Source organism: Streptomyces sp. NPDC050610 (genome assembly GCF_040654875.1).
Classification (GTDB): Bacteria; Actinomycetota; Actinomycetes; order Streptomycetales; family Streptomycetaceae; genus Streptomyces.
On sequence record NZ_JBFAIV010000008.1, the window covers coordinates 25,757 to 44,086 of the forward strand.

19 protein-coding genes and 1 tRNA gene are annotated in these 18,330 nt (G+C 70.4%); 13 read left to right on the forward strand and 7 right to left on the reverse strand.

All coding sequences use genetic code 11. The features are described 5' to 3' along the window. Positions 1 to 4: 4 nt before the first annotated feature. From mycP to AB0I22_RS12300, 4 genes are all read left to right on the forward strand, one after another. Positions 5 to 1,213: a type VII secretion-associated serine protease mycosin gene (gene mycP / locus AB0I22_RS12285; RefSeq protein WP_363130673.1), complete on the forward strand. Its 1,209-nt coding sequence runs from the start codon at positions 5 to 7 to the stop codon at positions 1,211 to 1,213. Positions 1,214 to 1,335: 122 nt separating this feature from the next. Further along, positions 1,336 to 1,785 (forward strand): hypothetical protein, encoded by a 450-nt coding sequence (locus tag AB0I22_RS12290; protein ID WP_363130674.1) that lies wholly within the window; start codon positions 1,336 to 1,338, stop codon positions 1,783 to 1,785. A gap of 9 nt (positions 1,786 to 1,794) precedes the next feature. Next, positions 1,795 to 2,259 (forward strand): hypothetical protein, encoded by a 465-nt coding sequence (locus AB0I22_RS12295; RefSeq protein WP_363130675.1) that lies wholly within the window; start codon positions 1,795 to 1,797, stop codon positions 2,257 to 2,259. A 59-nt stretch (positions 2,260 to 2,318) separates the two neighbouring features. Further along, entirely contained in the window at positions 2,319 to 2,888 is a 570-nt protein-coding gene (locus AB0I22_RS12300) for a hypothetical protein (RefSeq protein ID WP_363130676.1), read from the forward strand. 178 nt (positions 2,889 to 3,066) lie between these two features. On the opposite strand, the gene AB0I22_RS12305 is transcribed toward AB0I22_RS12300, so the two are convergent. The 3 genes from AB0I22_RS12305 to AB0I22_RS12315 all read right to left on the reverse strand — a co-directional run bounded on the left by AB0I22_RS12305 (position 3,067) and on the right by AB0I22_RS12315 (position 4,747). Further along, positions 3,067 to 3,456, reverse strand: coding sequence for an SH3 domain-containing protein (locus AB0I22_RS12305; protein WP_363130677.1), 390 nt, complete (start codon positions 3,454 to 3,456; stop codon positions 3,067 to 3,069). 154 nt (positions 3,457 to 3,610) lie between these two features. Then, a tRNA-Cys gene (locus AB0I22_RS12310) sits at positions 3,611 to 3,682 on the reverse strand. 198 nt (positions 3,683 to 3,880) lie between these two features. Further along, complete coding sequence (locus AB0I22_RS12315; RefSeq protein ID WP_363130678.1) at positions 3,881 to 4,747, reverse strand: alpha/beta hydrolase; 867 nt, start codon at positions 4,745 to 4,747, stop codon at positions 3,881 to 3,883. Between the two features lie 140 nt (positions 4,748 to 4,887). Between AB0I22_RS12315 and AB0I22_RS12320 the strand changes: the two genes are divergently transcribed. The 9 genes from AB0I22_RS12320 (at position 4,888) to AB0I22_RS12360 (ending at position 14,497) form a co-directional block, all read left to right on the forward strand. Continuing rightward, positions 4,888 to 5,793: a LysR family transcriptional regulator gene (locus AB0I22_RS12320; RefSeq protein ID WP_363130679.1), complete on the forward strand. Its 906-nt coding sequence runs from the start codon at positions 4,888 to 4,890 to the stop codon at positions 5,791 to 5,793. A gap of 107 nt (positions 5,794 to 5,900) precedes the next feature. After that, a complete protein-coding gene (locus AB0I22_RS12325) occupies positions 5,901 to 6,467 on the forward strand; it encodes a cysteine dioxygenase family protein (RefSeq protein WP_363130680.1) in 567 nt (188 codons plus the stop codon). Between the two features lie 119 nt (positions 6,468 to 6,586). Next, the gene (locus tag AB0I22_RS12330) at positions 6,587 to 7,567 is read left to right on the forward strand and encodes a putative sulfate exporter family transporter (protein ID WP_363130894.1); all 981 of its coding nucleotides are present in this window, start codon (positions 6,587 to 6,589) and stop codon (positions 7,565 to 7,567) included. Positions 7,568 to 7,849: 282 nt separating this feature from the next. Then, the gene (locus AB0I22_RS12335) at positions 7,850 to 9,232 is read left to right on the forward strand and encodes an MFS transporter (RefSeq protein WP_363130895.1); all 1,383 of its coding nucleotides are present in this window, start codon (positions 7,850 to 7,852) and stop codon (positions 9,230 to 9,232) included. Between the two features lie 353 nt (positions 9,233 to 9,585). Beyond that, entirely contained in the window at positions 9,586 to 9,804 is a 219-nt protein-coding gene (locus AB0I22_RS12340) for a hypothetical protein (protein ID WP_363130681.1), read from the forward strand. Beyond that, positions 9,801 to 10,187 carry a type II toxin-antitoxin system death-on-curing family toxin gene (locus tag AB0I22_RS12345; RefSeq protein WP_363130682.1) on the forward strand — a complete coding sequence of 129 codons (387 nt, stop codon included), beginning with the start codon at positions 9,801 to 9,803 and terminating at the stop codon, positions 10,185 to 10,187. The genes AB0I22_RS12340 and AB0I22_RS12345 overlap by 4 nt, the downstream gene beginning before the upstream one ends. 331 nt (positions 10,188 to 10,518) lie before the next feature. Continuing rightward, positions 10,519 to 12,306 (forward strand): DEAD/DEAH box helicase, encoded by a 1,788-nt coding sequence (locus AB0I22_RS12350; RefSeq protein WP_363130683.1) that lies wholly within the window; start codon positions 10,519 to 10,521, stop codon positions 12,304 to 12,306. Between the two features lie 320 nt (positions 12,307 to 12,626). Then, positions 12,627 to 13,268, forward strand: a complete 642-nt coding sequence (locus tag AB0I22_RS12355) for a helix-turn-helix domain-containing protein (protein WP_363130684.1) — start codon at positions 12,627 to 12,629, stop codon at positions 13,266 to 13,268. 440 nt (positions 13,269 to 13,708) lie between these two features. Next, entirely contained in the window at positions 13,709 to 14,497 is a 789-nt protein-coding gene (locus AB0I22_RS12360) for a S16 family serine protease (RefSeq protein ID WP_363130685.1), read from the forward strand. A gap of 24 nt (positions 14,498 to 14,521) precedes the next feature. Here AB0I22_RS12360 and AB0I22_RS12365 read toward each other — a convergent pair whose 3' ends face one another. Genes AB0I22_RS12365 through AB0I22_RS12380 form a run of 4 tightly spaced genes read right to left on the reverse strand, consistent with a single transcriptional unit; the run spans position 14,522 to position 18,306 of the window. Then, positions 14,522 to 15,514: a glycine betaine ABC transporter substrate-binding protein gene (locus AB0I22_RS12365; protein WP_363130686.1), complete on the reverse strand. Its 993-nt coding sequence runs from the start codon at positions 15,512 to 15,514 to the stop codon at positions 14,522 to 14,524. After that, positions 15,514 to 16,392, reverse strand: coding sequence for an ABC transporter permease (locus tag AB0I22_RS12370; RefSeq protein ID WP_363130687.1), 879 nt, complete (start codon positions 16,390 to 16,392; stop codon positions 15,514 to 15,516). Before AB0I22_RS12370 ends, AB0I22_RS12365 begins: the two co-directional genes overlap by 1 nt. Then, positions 16,389 to 17,666 (reverse strand): betaine/proline/choline family ABC transporter ATP-binding protein, encoded by a 1,278-nt coding sequence (locus AB0I22_RS12375; RefSeq protein WP_363130688.1) that lies wholly within the window; start codon positions 17,664 to 17,666, stop codon positions 16,389 to 16,391. The genes AB0I22_RS12370 and AB0I22_RS12375 overlap by 4 nt, the downstream gene beginning before the upstream one ends. Then, a complete protein-coding gene (locus AB0I22_RS12380; protein ID WP_363130689.1) occupies positions 17,659 to 18,306 on the reverse strand; it encodes an ABC transporter permease in 648 nt (215 codons plus the stop codon). The genes AB0I22_RS12375 and AB0I22_RS12380 overlap by 8 nt, the downstream gene beginning before the upstream one ends. Positions 18,307 to 18,330: the final 24 nt, after the last annotated feature.

Below are 18,330 nucleotides of genomic sequence, written 5' to 3' on the forward strand. Positions count from 1 at the left end.
GGGCATGCGAAGCAGAGGCAGGACTCGGGCCACCTGGCTGACGAGGGGAGTCGCCGGCGGGCTGGGAGTCCTGCTTCTCGGGCTTGCGGCATCTCCCGCCAGTGCGGAATCCGTTCGTTCCGATGAGTGGCATCTGGATGCCATGCATGCCGATGAGATGTGGCAGAGCAGCAAGGGTCAAGGCGTCACGGTGGCAGTGATCGATACCGGGGTGAACCCTACGCTCGGTGATCTCGAGGGCCAGGTGCTGCGGGGGAAGGATTTCTCCGGTAAGCCGGGCGACGAGCGAACCGACTACGACCGACATGGCACCAGCATCGCTTCTCTCATCGCGGGAACCGGGAAAGGGAAGGGAGCGTTCGGCCTCGCACCGGAGGCAAAAATCCTCCCTGTCAGGGTCTCGGACTTCAAGGGATCAGAAAACGCGGCTGACGCGTATGCCAAGTTTTCCAAGTCCCTGAGTGCGGGTATCCGCTACGCAGCGGATTCCGAGGCGAAGGTGATCAATATTTCCCTTGCTGCGGAAGAAGTGACCCCAGACCTGGGTGAGGCCGTGAAGTATGCCAGGGATAAGGGGAAGTTGATCTTCGCTGGTGTGGGAAACACCGGGGACAAGGGGAACCCTGTGATGTACCCGGCAGCCACGCCGGGAGTGGTCGGAGTCGGTGCTGTCGACAAGAACCTCAGGATCACGGCCGAGTCCGAGCGCGGGCCGCAAGTCGATCTGGTCGCACCAGGCGACGAGATCGTTCAAGCCTGCGACGGTGGCACTGAAATTTGTACGGGGCACGGTACGAGCGCTTCGACGGCGCTTGCCTCCGCTTCCGCCGCTCTCGTCTGGGCCAAGCACCCTGACTGGACCGCGAATCAGGTCACCCGAGTTCTCCTCAACACTGCGGGCGGACCTGCCAATGGGCCCAAGCGCAACGATTCCATTGGCTACGGCATGGTTCGTCCTCGTATTGTTCTGAAGAATCCCGGCGATCCCGGTCCTGCGGACGTCGATCCGCTTGCCGGTCCTGGTGCGAAGACGCCGGTGCCGTCACAGTCCGCTGCCGCCGGCGCCAAGGCTCCTGAGCAGGTCGCGGCTGATGCGCCGTCGGGCGACGGCGACGGGAACACCGCTCTGTGGCTCGGTGTGGGCGGTGGAGCTGTCGTGGTGGTCGCCGCGGTTGTCGCGGCGGTGATGGTCGGCCGTCGTCGGAGGGCCTGACCGGCTGGTGCGTGCGGCCGGAGGAGTTGAGTACAACTGCTCATGTGCATGCCATGAGTGCCCCGTAGGCTCCCCGCTGTTGCTGTTGTGACAGATGAGGCTAGAGCGTGGGATGGGGCGGCATGGCGTCCTTTGATGCGGAGTGGGCGCAGATCAAGAGGGAGACCTCCGCTGCTCCGGGGATGAAGCTGGCCAGTGCTGAGGGGCGCCCCGGCGGGGCCTGTGGGGTGAAGTCCGACAAGGCTGCCTGGAGTGCGGCGGCCAGTAGCGTCGGTGCACTTGCGGGGAACGTCAAGAAGGCTCTCACGGCGCTGAAGCAGGGGCAGAAGGGGCTGGACAAGGGCGACGGCGCCGGTGGTGTGGAGAGTGCCGCGGCTCAGCATGAGGTGTACGGGTCCTGGAAGCGCTACCTGGACGATGTGCAGGGCAGATGCCGTGTGCTTCAGGAACCGCTTGAGAAAGCGGGGCACGACCAGTTCAAGAACGACGAGGCCACCAAGGGCGCCTTCGACAAGGTGGGGGACAGGTATCAAGACACTCCAGCCATCGGTGGTCAGAGCCGGGGCCGGTGAATCTGATCCATGGATTTCGCTGCGCTGAAGGCGCTCAAGCCCTCGGAGTACGAGGACGCGGAAGCCAAGAGTTTCTCGATCGGTGCGGACGGCTCGGTCAGCTATCCGGCGGCGGGTGACGAAGTGGACGGCAAGACCCCCAAGGGGGGCTCGGCCAATGGCAGCACCGACGAGACCGCCCGCGCGGTCGCCCGGCAGGCGGCCAATTTCGCGCCGAACCCGGACTTCCGCCTTGCCCAGGAGTGCGCCAACCGTATAGCCGAGGCGCTCAAGGAAGCGACGGTAGTCGACCACAAGTGGGTGCCGCAGCTTCGGAAGCTCATGGCCGATGAGCGGCGGAGGCAGCGACAGCCTCGTTCGGCATGGCGGGCGCTTCGTCGGCCTCGGCGACGACTGGACCATTCCTACCGACAAGTCGTTCGGAGCGAACGTCATGGAGTCGGACTCAAAAGATCACAGTGGGTTCTGGGATGAGACCGATGGCAAAGCCTCGGTCAGCTTGCAGAACCAGGCCAGGGTCATAGTGGGTAGGTATGGCGATGTCACGTTGGAGAATTAAAGGTTCGGTAGCCAAATTGACGAAAAGGCTCAACTGGGCGAGTCTGGCGCTGATCGGCGTTCTGGCCTTCACCGTGGGGTGTTCTGCTGTGCATGAAAAATCTGGCAATCTCGGGTACGAACCTCAGGTGCGCGACGGCCGAAAGGTCGAGCAGGAAATCGGCTCGTTGTCCAGTGAAGTTCTGGAAGCGTTTCATGTCAAGGGGAAGGTTACCGAACCCGGCCCCGCGGCCGGTCGCTGTGACGTGGATGGCGAAGATGCGGAGAAGTACCGCAACGTACGGCATCCCTGGTCGTTGCACGGGCTGGGAAACGACGTCCTGGGCAAAGGCATGGATAACCTTGTCGAGCGGCTTCCGGGTAAGGGCTGGAAAATCGTCGAGCGCGGGCATGACTCCAGTAGGAATAAAAATCAGAGAATCCTGGCCGTTCACCTGAAGACCCATACCCAGGCCGAAGTCACGTGGATGAAGGGCCTCGACGGCCATGAACCACTGATCGAAGTCGCTGTGTATTCCAGGTGTTTCCGAGATTCCCGGGACTAGGGTTTCGCGACTCCGCCGCCGTTATGTGCCCTCGCCGCTGCTCGGCTTTCGCGGTTGCGGTCTGCCTTCGGTGGGCGGCTCACCGTGTTCGACGAGCGTCCGTCGACGTGTGCCGGGGCGCGCCTGAGCCCTGCCCGAGGCCGGGGCCCGGGCAGGGCGCGTGGCGGTGCCGGGTAGGTCAGCACTTGTTGGCCGGGTGTACGGAGCCGCCGTCGTCGAGGTTCTTGTTGTAGACCCAGCCGCTGACTCCCTCGCTGTCGACCCGGAGGTGTGTCCACTTGTGGCCTGCCGAGTTCTTCACCCAGCAGTGGTAATAGAGCGTGTAGGTGCGGCCGGCCCAGAATTGCACCGGGCAGCCTTTGTTGGGACCGCTGCGGACCGGGGCCCTGCCGGATTTGGACTTGCCCTTTCCGGGGGACTTGTTCGACCAGCCGGGGTGAGTGCACGCGTTGGCCCCTGTGGAGGCGGCATGGGCCGCCGGCGCGGTGGCGGTGGCTGCGACGCCCAGCAGGAGGAGCGGTGTGGTGGCTGCCGCGACGAATCGTGCGCGCTTGGTCAGTGGGCTCATCGGTTTCCTCTTCCTCCTCGCTCGGCGGGCTCCCCTCAGGGGTGTCCGGATTGTTCTGAGCATGCCACGGAGGCCGGGAAGTAAAACGGACGATCGAAAGGGCGGCACCACTCGATGGGTGCCGCCCTTTTGCCCTGCCTGGTCAGGCAGTCGGAGGCCGTGACCGGAATCGAACCGGCGTAACTCGCTTTGCAGGCGAGTCCCTCAACCACTCGGGCACACGGCCGTGTTGGTGTGCTGTGTCGACCATAGGGCCGGGTGCCCGGGGGCTCAATGGGGCGTGGCTTCACGCCATGTGACTGACACGCGGCGTTCATGGATGGTGTTCATGGACGGCGTTCATGCGGATGAGGGCAGGGGGCTGAGGCCAGGGGGCGGTCGTCATGTGGCGAAGACCAGAGGACCGGCGGCCAGGAGGCTGAGGTCAAGGAGCGGCCAGGAACTCCTCCACCAACGGGCGGAACATGTCCGGTTCGTCGACCCAGGGGTAGTGGCCCACGCCGTGGAGTGGTTGGGAGCGGCCGTTGGGGAAGGACTCGGCGACGAGTTCGCCGGCGCGCATGCCCGTTACCGCGTCGAGGTCGCCCGTGATCACCAGGACCGGGCAGTCGACGTGGCGCAGGCGTTCCAGGAGGGCGCGGCGGGCGGGTTCGTCGACGCCTTGCCAGAAGCCGGCTCTGGGGACCGGGCCGAGTTGGGCGCCCTCGGCCGCGGCGTGGGCGCGTTGCGGGGCGTCCCAGCGGCCGTATGCCAGGGGGGCCGCGCGGCGGAGCAGGTCGCGGACCTCGCTCATGTCCGTCGCCTGGGCCAGGCCGTGTGCCGCCACGTACGCGTCCGGCCACCACTCCTCCGTGGCGCGCGACTCGAAGATCTTCTCCGCGTCGTCCGGCAGTTCGCCCTGAAGCCTCGAACCGGGGCAGACGATGACCAGGTGCGTGAGGTGTTCGCCGTAGCCCGCCGCGTACGCCTGTGCCGTCGCCGCGCCCGACGAGTGCGCCAGCAGCGCGAAGCGCTCCAGGCCGAGGTGGCGGCGGAGCGCCTCCAGGTCCTCGGCCAGGGAGGGGAACGCGTAGCCCGCCGGGTCGGCGGGGGGCGGTGAGCCGCCCGTGCCCCGGCTGTCGGGGATGACCAGCGGGCGGTGCTCGTCCAGGCCGCCCAGGTCGCCCAGGTACGCCGCGTCGCGGCCCGGGCCGCCCGCCAGGCAGATCAGCGGCGGCGTCGCCGCCCCGTCGCGCGGGCCCACGACCCGATAGTGCAGTTCAGCGGCGTCGTACGAGGTGTAGTGCGGCATACGCTCCACCTTGCCCGTTTCCGGGGAAACCACTCCGGGGTGTGGGTGGTGTGGGTGACGCCGGCGGGACGGGGGCGTTCTTCCGCAGGGCCCGACGCCGTGTCTGTCTCCCGCCTCCAACTTCTGCTTATGATTCAGCCGTGTTCGACTCGCGGCACATCAAGACGTTCCACGAGGTGGTCAAGGCCGGCTCCTATTCGGCGGCCGCCCGCTCCCTCGGCTACACCCAGCCCGCGATCACCCAGCAGATGAAGGCCCTGGAACGGTCCGTCGGCACCCCCCTCTTCACCCGCGTCGGCCGCCGTATGCGCCTCACCGAGGCCGGCGAGGCGCTCGCCCGGCACGCCGACACCATTCTCGACACCCTCTCCGCCGCCCAGCAGCAGATGAGCGCCATAACCCGGCTGCGCGCCGGCCGCGTCCGCGTCTGCGCCTTTCCCAGCGCCAACGCCACCCTCATCCCCGAGACCATGGCCCGGCTCTCCGCCGAGCACCCCGGCGTACGGGCGGAGCTCCTCGAAGGCGAGCCGCCCGAGTCCCTTCAGCGGCTGGTGCGCGGCGAGTGCGACATCACCCTCGCCTTCACCTATCCCGGCCTGCGCGAATCGGTTCCCGAGGAGCTGGCGGAGATCCCGCTGCTGGAGGACCAGCTCACGGTTCTGCTGCCGGCCGGCCACCCGCTCGCCCGCCGCCGCGCCGTGAAGCTCGCCGACCTCGCCGAGGAGCGCTGGATCGCGGGGTGCCTGCGCTGCCGCGCCAACTTCCTCCACGAGTGCGCCGAGCAGGGGTTCGCCCCCGACATCGTCTTCACCACCGACGACAATCTGGTGGTCCAGTCGCTGGTCGCGGAGGGGCTCGGCGTCGCCATGGTGCCCGCGCTGGTCCTCTCCTTCCTCCGCCACGACAAGGTCACCGGGCGCGCCCTCGACCCGGCCTCGCGCCGCCAGGTCTCCGCGTACGTGCTCCGGGACCATCTCCGCATCCCCGCCACCGCGCTGGTCCTCGACGAGCTGAAGGCAGTGGCGGAGCGCCGGGTGGGGTGCTGAGGCCCGTTCTCGGGCGGGCTCACATCCGTAACAGATAAGCCTGAGTTTGGTTCCGGCCAATGAACTGTCGTTGGACGTGATGGATGCCATGGCTCGACGCTGCCTGTATGACCACTCCGACCGCAGCCCGGCCCACTGCGACGACCACGCGCCTCGACTGCCTCGTCGACGAGGTGCGACAGGCAGTCGGGCGCGGACTGCCGCCCGACCTGACGGCGCATCTGGTCGGTGAGGCGCTCGGCCCCCACCTCGGCGCCGCCGACCTGCTCACCGAGGAGCAGCGCGCGGGCGACCCCGACCACTACCGCCAGCACATCCTGCACGCCGAACGCGACGGCAGCTTCTCCGTCGTCGCCCTCGTCTGGCTCCCCGGCCAGCGCACCTCCATCCACGACCACGTCTCCTGGTGCGTCACCGGCGTCCACGAGGGGCGGGAGAGCGAGCGCCGCTACCGGCTCGTGCCCTCCGCCGCCGGCGCCCCGCCGCGTCTCGTCGCCACCGAGGACGTCGTCAACGAGCAGGGCGACGTCTGCGGCTTCGCGCCCCCCGGCGACATCCACCGCGTCTGGAACGCCTGCGGCGACAAGGCGATCTCCCTCCACATCTACGGCGCCGACATCGCGCGCCTGGGCACCAGCGTCCGCCGCGTGTACGACCTGCCGGCCGACCGGTAATGGCGCTGGAGACGCACCGACCCGCCGTCACCTCCGCCCCCAAGGAGAGCAAGAAGGAGAGCAAGGCGACCAGACCTCCCCGCTGGAAGTCCGTCAAGAGCAAGATCCCCGGCCTCGCCATGGCCGTGCTCGGCGTCGGCCTCGCCTGGGACGTGCACTGGCTCGTACCCGGCGTGCCCATGCTCACCGCCTCCGTCGTCCTCGGCATCGTCGCCGCGCACCTGCCCGGCCTGCGGGGCGTGGTGCGCGGCATCGCGCGGCCCGGGCTGAGCTTCGCGGGCAAGCGGCTGATGCGCGTCGGCATCGTGCTGCTCGGCCTCAAACTCAGCCTCCACGACGTGCTCGGCATCGGCTGGGCCACGGTCGTGATGGTGCTCGCGGTCGTGGTCGCGACGTTCTTCGGCACGCTGTGGCTCGGCCGCCGCATCGGGCTCCGCGGCGATCAGCCGCTGCTCATCGCCACCGGCTACTCGATCTGCGGCGCGTCCGCGATCGGCGCCGTCAGCGAGGTGACCGGCAGCGACGAGGAGGACGTGGCCACCTCCGTCGCCCTCGTGACGCTCTGCGGCACGCTCGCCATCGCCGTGCTCCCGCTGCTGCACCACCCGCTGGGGCTGGACGGAACGCAGTTCGGCCGGTGGGTCGGCGCGAGCGTGCACGACGTCGGGCAGGTCGTGGCGACCGCCCAGACCGCGGGGCCCTCCGCGCTCGGCGAAGCAGTGTTGGTGAAGCTGATGCGTGTCGCGCTGCTCGCCCCGCTGGTGGCGGCCGTCGCCCTCGCCGTACGGCGCCGCAAGCAGCACGACGCGCGCGCCGCCGACGGCGAGGCGAGCGGCAAGCGGCCGACCCTGGTCCCGCTCTTCGTCCTCGGCTTCCTCGCCATGGTCGCGCTGCGCAGCACCGGCCGGGTGCCGGGCGGCGTCATCGACACGGCGCAGGACGTCCAGGAACTCCTGCTCGCCGCCGCCCTCTTCGGCCTCGGCAGCGCGGTCCACCTGCCCACGCTCGTACGGACCGGGGGGCGGGTCGCGGCGCTCGGGCTGGCCTCGTGGGTGGTGATCGCGGGCGCCTCGTACGCCGGCGTGCTGCTCACCACATGACGTGGTCAACGGCCTAGGACGGATGGACGAGTTGATCACCATCCCGCGACAGGGGCCACTGCGGCCTGCGCCTCTTACGCTGACCGCATGACCGCTCTCGACCCGCGGGACCCGGGCGCCGCTGATCCTGTCGACACCGCTGATCCTGTCGACATCGCCGATCCTGTCGACATCGCCTATGCCGTCGACACCGCCGGAACCTCCAGTGACAGACCGCCGCGAATATCCGGCGACGGCAAACCCGGAGACGGCGAACCCGGCGGTGACACGTCCGGCGGTGACATGTCCGGCGGCGAGACCGTGCTCGGGCGGCGCTACCGCGCCCTCACCTTCGGCATCATCTCCGTCGTCTCGCTCATCGCCTTCGAGGCGAGCGCGGTCAACACCGCGATGCCGGTCGCGGCCCGCGCCCTCGACGGCATCGAGCTGTACGCCTTCGCCTTCTCCGCCTACTTCACCGCGAGCCTCTTCGCCATGGCGCTCTCCGGCGAGTGGTGCGACCGGGCGGGCCCGCTCGTACCGCTGTTCACCGGGATCGCGACGTTCGGCGCCGGACTCGTCGTCGCGGGTTCGGCGCAGCGGATGTGGATGTTCGTGGCGGGCCGCGGCGTCCAGGGCATCGGCGGCGGGCTGGTCATCGTCGCCCTGTACGTGGTGGTCGGGCGGGCCTATCCGGAGCGGCTGCGGCCGTCGATCCTGGCCTCCTTCTCGGCGGCCTGGGTCCTCCCGGTGATCGTCGGGCCGCTGATCGCCGGAACCGTCACCGAACAGCTCAGCTGGCGCTGGGTGTTCCTCTCCATCCCGGTGCTGATCCTGCTGCCGCTGGCCGTCATGCTCCCCGCGCTGCGCAAGCTGCCGCCCGGCGAGCACACGGCCGCCATGGACCGCCGCCGCATCCTCCTCGCGCTCGCCGTCGCGGCGGGCGCCGGGCTCCTCCAGTACGCGGGCCGCGACCTGAAGTGGCTCTCCCTGATACCGGCCGCCGCCGGGCTCGCCCTGGTGGTGCCGGGCATCCTGCGGCTGCTGCCGAAGGGGACGTTCCGGGCCGCCCGCGGGCTGCCGTCGGTGGTGCTGCTGCGCGGCGTCGCGGCGGGCTCGTTCCTCGGCGCGGAGAGCTTCGTGCCGCTGATGCTGGTGACCGAGCGCGGCATGTCCGCGACGCTGGCCGGGCTCTCGCTCACCGGCGGCGGGCTGAGCTGGGCGCTCGGCTCGTACACCCAGAGCAGGCCGCGCCTGGAGCCGTACCGCGAGCGGATGATGAGCCTCGGCCTGCTGCTGATGGCCGCGGCCATCGTGCTCGTCTCGACGGCCCTGATCTCCGGGGTGCCGGCGTGGATCGTCGCCGTGTCGTGGTTCATCGGCGGGTACGGGATGGGGGTGACGATCTCCAGCGGCAGCGTGCTGCTCCTGAAGCTCTCCCGGCCCGGCGAGGAGGGCTCCAACTCGGCCTCCCTCCAGGTCTCCGACGCGCTGGGCAACATCACCATGGTCGGCGTCGCGGGCGTCCTCTTCGTCGCCCTCGGCGGCGGCTCCGCCACCGCGGACGCCCACGCCGCCTCCTCGGCCGCCCCGCCGGCGGCCTTCGCCGCGGTCTTCCTCACCATGGCGGCGGTGGCGCTCCTCGGCTCGTACATCGCCACCCGGCTGAAGCCGCGAACCGGCTGATGCCGTGGCGGGGTGGGAGGTGCGGGGGTGTGCTGGTCGGCCACGGCCACGGCCACGGCCACGGCTGCGGCGCGGGCGGTGGGCGTCGGCTGTCCGGAGTCGTCGGCTACGGAGCCGCCGGGCGTCCGAGCCCCGGCCGCCGGGCCGTCGTTCCCTGAACCGCGGGCGAACTGTCGGCCGCTTGGAGGCGCCGGGCTTCTCAGCCGCCGCCGTTGGCAGGCGGCAGCCCGAGCCGTCGGACACAGGTCGTCGGGCGGCTGAACCGTCTGCTGCGCCGCCGCTGTCCGCGGCGGGTGCCACGGGTGTGCCGAAAACCGCATGACCTGCGGAGATTTGCCCGATAGCGTCGTTCGATGCAGCAACCGACGACGACGTATCGACTCACCGTCGACCTCCCCGACGACGAGTGGCAGGCCCTGCGCGACCTCGCCGACGCGCGGGGCGCCGAACCCGGCGAGCTGGCGCGGGAGAGCGTGCGCCGACTCGTCGCCCTGGAGGAGTCGCTGACCCGCGCTGACGCCATGCGTCTCGCCATGCGCCATGCCGATCTCCTGCGGAGGCTGGGCCAGTGAACCGCCATCTGACGCTGCGCGAGGTCACGGAGGTCGCCCGGATCGCGTGCGGGGAACAGGGCGTCCAGTTCCGGGAGCACGGACTGCTGGCCTCCGCCGTGCACCGGCCGCGGGCGCGGATGCTCGGCGTGGCCGCGTACGAGGACGTGTACGAGCAGGCGGCCGTGCTGCTGCACGCCATCGCAGCCAACCACCCGCTCGTCGACGGGAACAAGCGCACGGCATGGCTGTCGGCCGCCGTCTTCCTCGCCCGCAACGGCATCGACCCCGCCGACGTGTCCCAGGACGCGGCATACGACCTGGTCGTCGCCGTCGCCGCCGGCCGGATGCGGGAGACCGCCGAGATCGCCGCCGGGCTGCGCGGGCTGCTGGGCGCGGTGTGAACCGTCAGCGTCGATGAGTCTCTGTCGGTGCCGATGAGCCGTCGTCGGCGCCGATGAGCCGGCCGTCGGTGCTCACTCATGGCGGGCGGCGGCCGTCCGTACTGGCTCATGGCGGGCGGCGGCCGTCCGTACTGGTGAGAGGCCGGAGCCGGTACGGGCCACCCGGCCCGGCCCGCCGCCCGAACCGGGGCCCGGTACCGCAAACCGGCGCGCGGCCCAGTGTGAGCTGGGTCGCACCCGAGCGGGATGGCGGGTTGTGACGCCGGAGTGGGGAGGGGGACGCGGGTAGGCTGACGCGGTTGCCGATCGCCGAGCCAGCCCGACGGAGACCGTGACTACCACCGCCGCCAATCACCACCTCTCGCCCGCCTTCCCCGGCCGGGCCCCTTGGGGTACCGCGAACAAACTGCGCGCCTGGCAGGAGGGCGCGATGGCCAAGTACATCCAGGAGCAGCCGCGCGACTTCCTCGCCGTCGCCACACCCGGCGCCGGGAAGACCACCTTCGCGCTGACCCTCGCCTCCTGGATGCTCCACCACCACGTCGTGCAGCAGGTGACCGTGGTCGCCCCCACCGAGCACCTGAAGAAGCAGTGGGCGGAGGCCGCGGCCCGGATAGGCATCAAGCTGGACCCGGAGTACAGCGCCGGGCCGCTCGGCCGCGAGTACCACGGCGTCGCCGTGACCTACGCGGGCGTCGGCGTCCGGCCGATGCTCCACCGCAACCGCTGCGAGCAGCGCAAGACCCTCGTCATCCTCGACGAGATCCACCACGCCGGCGACTCGAAGTCCTGGGGCGAGGCGTGCTCGGAGGCGTTCGACCCGGCGACCCGGCGGCTCGCGCTGACCGGCACGCCGTTCCGCTCGGACACCAACCCCATCCCGTTCGTCGCGTACGAAGAGGGCAATGACGGCATCCGCCGGTCCTCCGCCGACTACACCTACGGCTACGGCAACGCGCTCGCCGACGGCGTCGTGCGGCCCGTCATCTTCCTCTCCTACAGCGGCCAGATGCGCTGGCGCACCAAGGCGGGCGACGAGATCGCCGCCCGGCTCGGCGAGCCCATGACCAAGGACGCCGTCTCGCAGGCGTGGCGCACCGCCCTCGACCCGCGCGGCGACTGGATGCCGAACGTGCTGCGCGCCGCCGACCAGCGGCTCAGCGAGGTGCGCAAGGCCATCCCCGACGCGGGCGCCCTCGTCATCGCCTCCGACCAGGAGTCGGCCCGCGCGTACGCCAAGCTGATCCGCGAGATCACCGGGCAGGGCGCCACGCTCGTACTCTCCGACGACGGCGGCGCCTCCCAGCGCATCGACGACTTCGCGCAGTCCGACGACCGGTGGATGGTCGCCGTCCGCATGGTGTCCGAGGGCGTGGACGTGCCGCGCCTCGCCGTCGGCGTCTACGCCACCACCATCTCCACGCCGCTGTTCTTCGCCCAGGCCGTCGGCCGCTTCGTGCGGTCGCGGCGGCGCGGCGAGACCGCCTCCGTCTTCGTGCCGACCATCCCGACGCTGCTCACCTTCGCCAACGAGATGGAGGTGGAGCGCGACCACGTCCTCGACAAGCCGAAGAAGCAGGGCGAGGAGGACCCGTACGCCGAGGAGGACAAGCTCCTGGCGGAGGCCGAGAAGGAGCAGGACGAGGACACCGGCGAGGACGACCAGCTCTCCTTCGAGGCGCTGGAGTCCGACGCGGTCTTCGACCGGGTGCTCTACGACGGCGCGGAGTTCGGGATGCAGGCGCACCCCGGCAGCGAGGAGGAGCAGGACTACCTGGGGATTCCCGGGCTCCTGGAACCCGACCAGGTGCAGATGCTGCTCCAGAAGCGGCAGACCCGGCAGATAGCGCACAGCAGGCAGAAGCCGGCCGCCGAGGCCGACCTCGTCGAGCTGCCGGCCGAGCGGCGGCCGATCGTCACCCACAAGCAGATGCTGGAACTGCGCAAGCAGCTCAATTCGCTGGTCGGGGCGTACGTGCACCAGAGCGGCAAGCCGCACGGCGTCGTCCACACCGAGCTGCGCCGGGTGTGCGGCGGGCCGCCGAGCGCGGAGGCGACGGCCGGGCAGCTGAACGAGCGGATCAAGAAGGTGCAGGAGTGGGCCACGCGCATGCGGTGACGTGACGCCCGCGCCGGGCGGTGACCGTACGGGACTCCGGCCCTGCCGGAGTAAGCGGTTCCGCGGGGGATCCCGTGGCCGTCCACCGGACGGATTTCGCATATCACCCGCGCACTGCCCGGATTGTGGGATAGCCCTTCCGCTCAGCGAACCGGCTCGCTACCGTGCCGGAACACGCACACGCCCCGTGGCAGCGCCGCCGCGGAGCGCAGCCGGTGCCGTGCGACAAGCGGCCGGCGGCCTCTCGCGCGCGCTGCCGGACGGGACCGGCGGTGTCCCCACCGCGACGGGAGCCGCCACTCACGTGAGGAGGGGGCGTCGTGACCGCGGAGACCTCGCAGACGCTCGACCGAGGATTGCGCGTCCTCAAACTGCTCGCCGACACCGACCACGGACTCACCGTCACCGAGCTGTCCACCAGGCTCGGGGTCAACCGGACCGTGGTCTACCGCCTGCTGGCGACCCTGGAGCAGCACGCCCTCGTACGCCGGGACATCGGCGGCCGGGCCCGCGTCGGGCTGGGAGTCCTGCGGCTCGGCCGCCAAGTGCACCCCCTGGTGCGGGAAGCGGCGCTGCCCGCGCTGCGCTCCCTGGCCGAGGACATCGGCGCCACGGCCCATCTCACGCTGGTCGACGGGACGGAGGCGCTGGCCGTCGCCGTCGTCGAACCGACCTGGACCGACTACCACGTCGCCTACCGCGCCGGGTTCCGCCACCCGCTGGACCGCGGCGCCGCCGGCCGCGCGATCCTCGCCGCCCGCCGCGGCGAGAGCGGCGATCCGGGCTACGCCCTCACCCACGGCGAACTCGAAGCGGGCGCGAGCGGCGCCGCCGCCCCGCTCCTGGGGGTCACGGGGATAGAGGGCAGCGTGGGTGTGGTGATGCTCGCGGACTCGGTCCCCGAACGCGTCGGCCACCGCGTCATGGACGCGGCGAAGGAGGTCGCGGAGGCCCTGCGCTGACGGGTCGCTCGCGTTGATGGGTCGCTCGTGCTGACGGGGCGTTTGTACTGATGCGTCGCTCGCGCTGAGGGGGCGTTCGCGCTGAGCGGCGAGCCGACGAGCGGGTCCCGGCGGCCCGCGGGCTCCGACTCCGCCGGTGCGGGGCGACTGCGCTGCCGCGCGCCTGCGGTTCCGGCCGTGCCGCGCCCGTCCCCGCGGGTCGCGGGCGCTCGTACGGGCCGGAGCTCGTACGGAATGTGACGGCCGTAGCCCGCTCCGAACCAGCCCGTACACGCCGCAGGCGGCCCCGTCGCCCCCGCCCGTACGACCGCCCCGCCCGTACACCGCCCCCCGCCCGTACGGCCGCCCCGCCCGTAGACCGCCCTCCGCCCGTACGACCTCCCCGCCCGTACGCCCCACTCCACCCGCCCCGGAGGGGTCCGGGGCGGGGGTGAATTAGGGTGGCGGGCGTGTCCTCTCGTGTTCGTGTTCTCACGGTCTGCTCCGTGCTCGTCGTCGCCCTGCTCGCCGTGGCCGCCTTCGCGCCGCTGCCGTTCTCGTTGGCGCAGCCGGGCTCGACGGCCGATGTGCTCGGGTCCCGGCGCGGGGAGCAGGTGATCACGGTCAAGGGGGCCGACACCCGCAAGACGACCGGGCAGCTCCGGGCGACCACGATCGTCGCCACCGGCCCGGACGCCGATGTGCGCCTCGGCGATGTGATCGACAGCTGGTTCCGTACGGACCGGGCGGTCATGCCGCGGGACTCCGTGTACCCGGTCGGCAACACGACCGCCGAGGTCGAGAAGCACAACTTCGCCGACATGCGGAAGTCGCAGGACGCCGCCACCGAGGCCGCCCTGCGCTACCTCCACCGGTCGTCGAAGGACGTGAAGGTCACCCTCGACCTCGCCCGCATCGGCGGGCCCAGCGCCGGGCTGCTCTTCACCCTCGGCATCATCGACAAGATCGACGGCGACGGGCGCGGCGGCGAGCTCACCGGCGGCCGGACGATCGCGGGCACCGGCACCATCGACCCCGACGGGACCGTGGGGCCGGTCGGCGGCGTGCAGCTCAAGACGCAGGCCGCCAAGCGGGACGGCGCCACCGTCTTCCTCGTCCCGAAGGGGGAGTGCAAGGAGGCCGAGGCCGTGCGCCCCGACGGCCTCCAGCTCATCCCCGTCACCACCCTCAAGGACTCCGTGTCCTCCCTCCAGGCGCTGGCGTCCGGCCGTTCGGTCCCCACCTGCTGAACACCTGCTAAACCGCTCAGCGACTCAGTCGCCCTTGATGAAGCCCTCCTCGATCAGCCAGTCCTTGGCGACCTCGTGCGGGTCCTGCCCGTCCACGTCCACCTTGCCGTTCAGCGTCCGGGCCACGTCGTTGGTGAGCTTCTTCGTGATCGGGCCGAGGACGTCCTTGATGGCCGGGTACTTCTTCATCGCCTTGCTGTTGATCTCGGGAGCGGCGTTGTAGTTGGGGAAGAAGTGCTGGTCGTCGCGCATCACTTCGAGGTTCATGGCCTTGATCCGGCCGTCCGTCGTGAAGACCTCGCCGTACGTGCACGAGTTGCCCTTGGAGACCTGCGTGTAGACGATGCCGCCGTCCATCTTCTGGATGTTGGAGGCGGGGAGCCGCATCCCGTACTTCTTCTGCATGCCCGGCAGCCCGTCGTTGCGCGCCGCGAACTCGCTCTCCACGCACAGCGTCACCGCCGACCGGTTCTTCTTCGCCAGCGCGGCGACGTCGGAGAGCGTCTTGGTGCCGTACTTCTTCGCGTTCGCGGGGTTCAGCGCCAGCGCGTAGGTGTTGTTGAGGGTGGCCGGCGGCAGCCAGGTGATGCCGTTCTTGAGGTCGGCTTCGTACACGGCCTGCCACTGCTTCTGGGGGTCGGGGATCGGCTTGTCGTTGCCGAGGTAGGTGATCCAGGACGTGCCGGTGTACTCGTACATCGCGTCCGCGTCACCGGACTTGACGGCCTCGCGGGCGCCGATGGAGCCCTGGATGTCGGTGCGGTCCAGGACGGTCGCGCCGGCGGCCTTGAAGGCGAGGCCCATGATCTGGCCCAGGATGATCTGCTCGGTGAACTCCTTGGAGGTGACGGTCAGATCGGCGCCCTTGAGCGGCTTGCCCTGGCCTATGGAGCCCGGCTGGACGTTGTCGACCATGGGGCTGCCGCTGGTCAGCCCGCAGCCGCCGAGGGCGAGCGGGGCCAGCAGCGCGCCGAGCGCGGCGGCGGTCAGTGGAACGCGGAACGGCGTGCGTACCATCACTCGCTCCCCTCCAGCCCGCGCGGCCGCAGCAGCAGTTCGGCCAGCGACGCCAGCCAGTCCACGAGCAGGGCGAGCACGATGGTCAGTACGGACCCCAGCACGAGGATCGGCATCCGCTGGTTGGTGATGCCCGTGGTGATCAGGTCGCCGAGGCCGCCGCCGCCCCCGAAGGCGGCGAGCGTCGCCGTGCCGACGTTGAGCACGAGCGCGGTGCGTACGCCCGCGAGGATCAGCGGCACGGCCAGCGGCAGTTCGACCTTCCGCAGCACCCCGGTCGCCGACATGCCGATCCCGCGCGCCGCCTCCACCAGCGTCGGGTCGATGGCCTTGAGCCCCGCGATGGTGTTGGAGAGGACAGGCAGCACGGCGTAGATGACGATGCCGAAGAGCGCGGCCCGGCGGCCGATGCCCATCCAGATGACGAGCAGGGCCAGCAGGCCGATCGCGGGCGTGGCCTGGCCGATGTTGGCGACGGCCATGGCGAACGGCGCCGCGCCGCGCAGCCGGCGGCGGGTGAGCAGGATGCCCAGCGGGATCGCGATGATCAGTACGAAGAAGGTGGAGAGGACGGTGAGGTAGATGTGCTGGCGCAGCCGCAGCCAGATGTTGCCGTCCGCGATCGAGTTGCGGGCGATCGAGTCGAGGTCGGCGCCGCGGAACCACAGCCACAGCGCGAGCAGGATCAGGGCCAGTACGGCCGGCATGTAGGTGAGCCGCTGCCAGGTGAGGCGGCGCGGCGGCTTCGGCGCGGGGGGCCGGGCAAGCCCGGCGGCGGGTTCGTCCACGTCCACCTCGTCACGGAAGGCGAGGCCCTTGACCTCGTGCTCGCCCGGAGCCCGCTCGTTCCTGGGCCGCTTGCGGTCCCGGCGGGTCACGAGACGTCCTCGGGGCGGACGGCGGTCGCGCCCTCCTGCTCCCGTCTGGTCTGGTTCGCACGCTGCTCCAGCAGCGCGTGCTGGTGCTCGACGGCTTCGAGGCGGTCCTCCTCCAGCAGCTGCTGGACGGAGTTCATCAGCGTCTCCATGTCGACGACGCCGGTGTACTCGCCGCGCCGCCCGGTGACCGCGACCCGGCCGGCGTTGTCGGTGAGTACGGCCTCCAGCGCGTCGCGCAGCGTGGCGTCGCGGGTGACCGTGTCGTGCACGAGGGTCCCGGCGCGGGCCAGCGACCCCTTGGCCCGCATCAGGTCGCCGCGCCGCAGCCATTTGTACGGGCGTTTGTACCGGTCGAGGAGGAGCACCTCGTTGGTGGAGCCGGAGCGCAGCATGTCGAAGAGGTTCTGGAGCGGGTCGTCGATGGTGGCGGTGGGGAAGTCGACGATCTCCACGTCCCGTACGCGGGTGAGATTGAGCCGTTTGAGGGCCGCGCCCGCGCCCACGAAGCCGGAGACGAAGTCGTCGGCGGGGTTGGTGAGGATGGCCTCGGGGGTGTCGAACTGGGCTATGTGCGAGCGTTCGCGGAGCACCGCGATGCGGTCGCCGAGCTTGATGGCCTCGTCGAAGTCGTGGGTGACGAAGACGATGGTCTTGTGCAGCTCGTGCTGGAGCCTTATCAGCTCGTCCTGGAGGTGGTCGCGGGTGATGGGGTCGACCGCGCCGAAGGGTTCGTCCATCAGGAGTACGGGCGGGTCGGCGGCGAGCGCGCGGGCGACGCCGACGCGCTGCTGCTGGCCGCCGGAGAGCTGCCGCGGATAGCGGCCCTGGAACTCGCCCGCGTCGAGCCCGACGAGGTCGAGCATCTCCTCTATGCGGTTCTTGACCTTGGACTTCGACCAGCCGATGAGCTTCGGCACGAGTGCGATGTTCTGGGCGACGGTCATGTGCGGGAAGAGGCCGGAGGACTGGATGGCGTAGCCGACCTTGCGGCGCAGCCGGACCGGGTCGATGCCGGTGACGTCCTCGTCGTTGATCCGTATCCGGCCGGAGGTGGGCTCGATCAGCCGGTTGATCATCTTCATGGTGGTGGTCTTGCCGCAGCCGGACGGGCCCACGAAGACGACGAGCTCACCGGCCTTGATGTCCATGTTGACGTCCTCCACCGCCGGGGCGGGGGTGCCGGAGTAGTGCTTCGTCAGGTCCTCCAGCTCGATGGTGGCGCCGGTGGTCGTGGTGCTCGGCGGCGCACTGCTCTGCGTCGATGGCTCAGGCACGGATCCCCCTGGAGATGGTCAGCCGTCCGATCAGGACGTACACGGCGTCGAAGAGGAGCGCGAGGATCACGATCCCGAGCGTTCCGGCGAGCACCTGGTTGAGCGCGTTGGCGCTGCCCAGGGAGGAGATGCCGCGGAAGATCTCGTTGCCCAGGCCCGGCCCGGAGGAGTACGCGCCGATGGCCGCGATGCCCATCAGCATCTGGGTGGAGACCCGGATTCCGGTGAGGATGGGCGGCCAGGCGAGCGGCAGCTCCACGCGCAGCAGCCGGGACAGGCGGGACATGCCGATGCCCTTCGCGGCGTCCACCAGGGTGGGGTCGACGCCGCGCAGCCCGACGATCGCGTTGCGGACGATGGGCAGCAGCCCGTAGAGGATCAGGGCGGTGACGGTCGGCGCGACGCCGAGCCCGGTGATCGGGATGAGCAGGCCGATCATGGCGAGCGAGGGGACCGTGAGCACCGTGGCCGTCGAGGTGATGGCGAGGTTCCCGGCCCATTCGCTGCGGTAGGTGGCGACGCCGATCAGCACCCCGATGAGGGTGGCGACGACCATGCACTGAAAGACGGCGCTGGCGTGCTGGTAGGTGTCCGTGAGCAATTGCGCGTACCGGTTGCCGATGTATTCCCAGAAATTCACTGGGCCGCTCCCTCGACGCTGTGG

What these genes read in the sequence shown, in the direction of transcription:
- mycP (WP_363130673.1), top strand. Translation starts at nt 5, where the DNA reads ATGCGAAGCAGAGGCAGGACTCGGGCCACCTGGCTGACGAGGGGAGTC.
- AB0I22_RS12290 (WP_363130674.1), top strand. Translation starts at nt 1,336, where the DNA reads ATGGCGTCCTTTGATGCGGAGTGGGCGCAGATCAAGAGGGAGACCTCC.
- AB0I22_RS12295 (WP_363130675.1), top strand. Translation starts at nt 1,795, where the DNA reads ATGGATTTCGCTGCGCTGAAGGCGCTCAAGCCCTCGGAGTACGAGGAC.
- AB0I22_RS12300 (WP_363130676.1), top strand. Translation starts at nt 2,319, where the DNA reads ATGGCGATGTCACGTTGGAGAATTAAAGGTTCGGTAGCCAAATTGACG.
- AB0I22_RS12305 (WP_363130677.1), bottom strand. Translation starts at nt 3,456, where the DNA reads ATGAGCCCACTGACCAAGCGCGCACGATTCGTCGCGGCAGCCACCACA.
- AB0I22_RS12315 (WP_363130678.1), bottom strand. Translation starts at nt 4,747, where the DNA reads ATGCCGCACTACACCTCGTACGACGCCGCTGAACTGCACTATCGGGTC.
- AB0I22_RS12325 (WP_363130680.1), top strand. Translation starts at nt 5,901, where the DNA reads ATGACCACTCCGACCGCAGCCCGGCCCACTGCGACGACCACGCGCCTC.
- AB0I22_RS12330 (WP_363130894.1), top strand. Translation starts at nt 6,587, where the DNA reads ATGGCCGTGCTCGGCGTCGGCCTCGCCTGGGACGTGCACTGGCTCGTA.
- AB0I22_RS12335 (WP_363130895.1), top strand. Translation starts at nt 7,850, where the DNA reads ATGTCCGGCGGCGAGACCGTGCTCGGGCGGCGCTACCGCGCCCTCACC.
- AB0I22_RS12340 (WP_363130681.1), top strand. Translation starts at nt 9,586, where the DNA reads ATGCAGCAACCGACGACGACGTATCGACTCACCGTCGACCTCCCCGAC.
- AB0I22_RS12365 (WP_363130686.1), bottom strand. Translation starts at nt 15,514, where the DNA reads ATGGTACGCACGCCGTTCCGCGTTCCACTGACCGCCGCCGCGCTCGGC.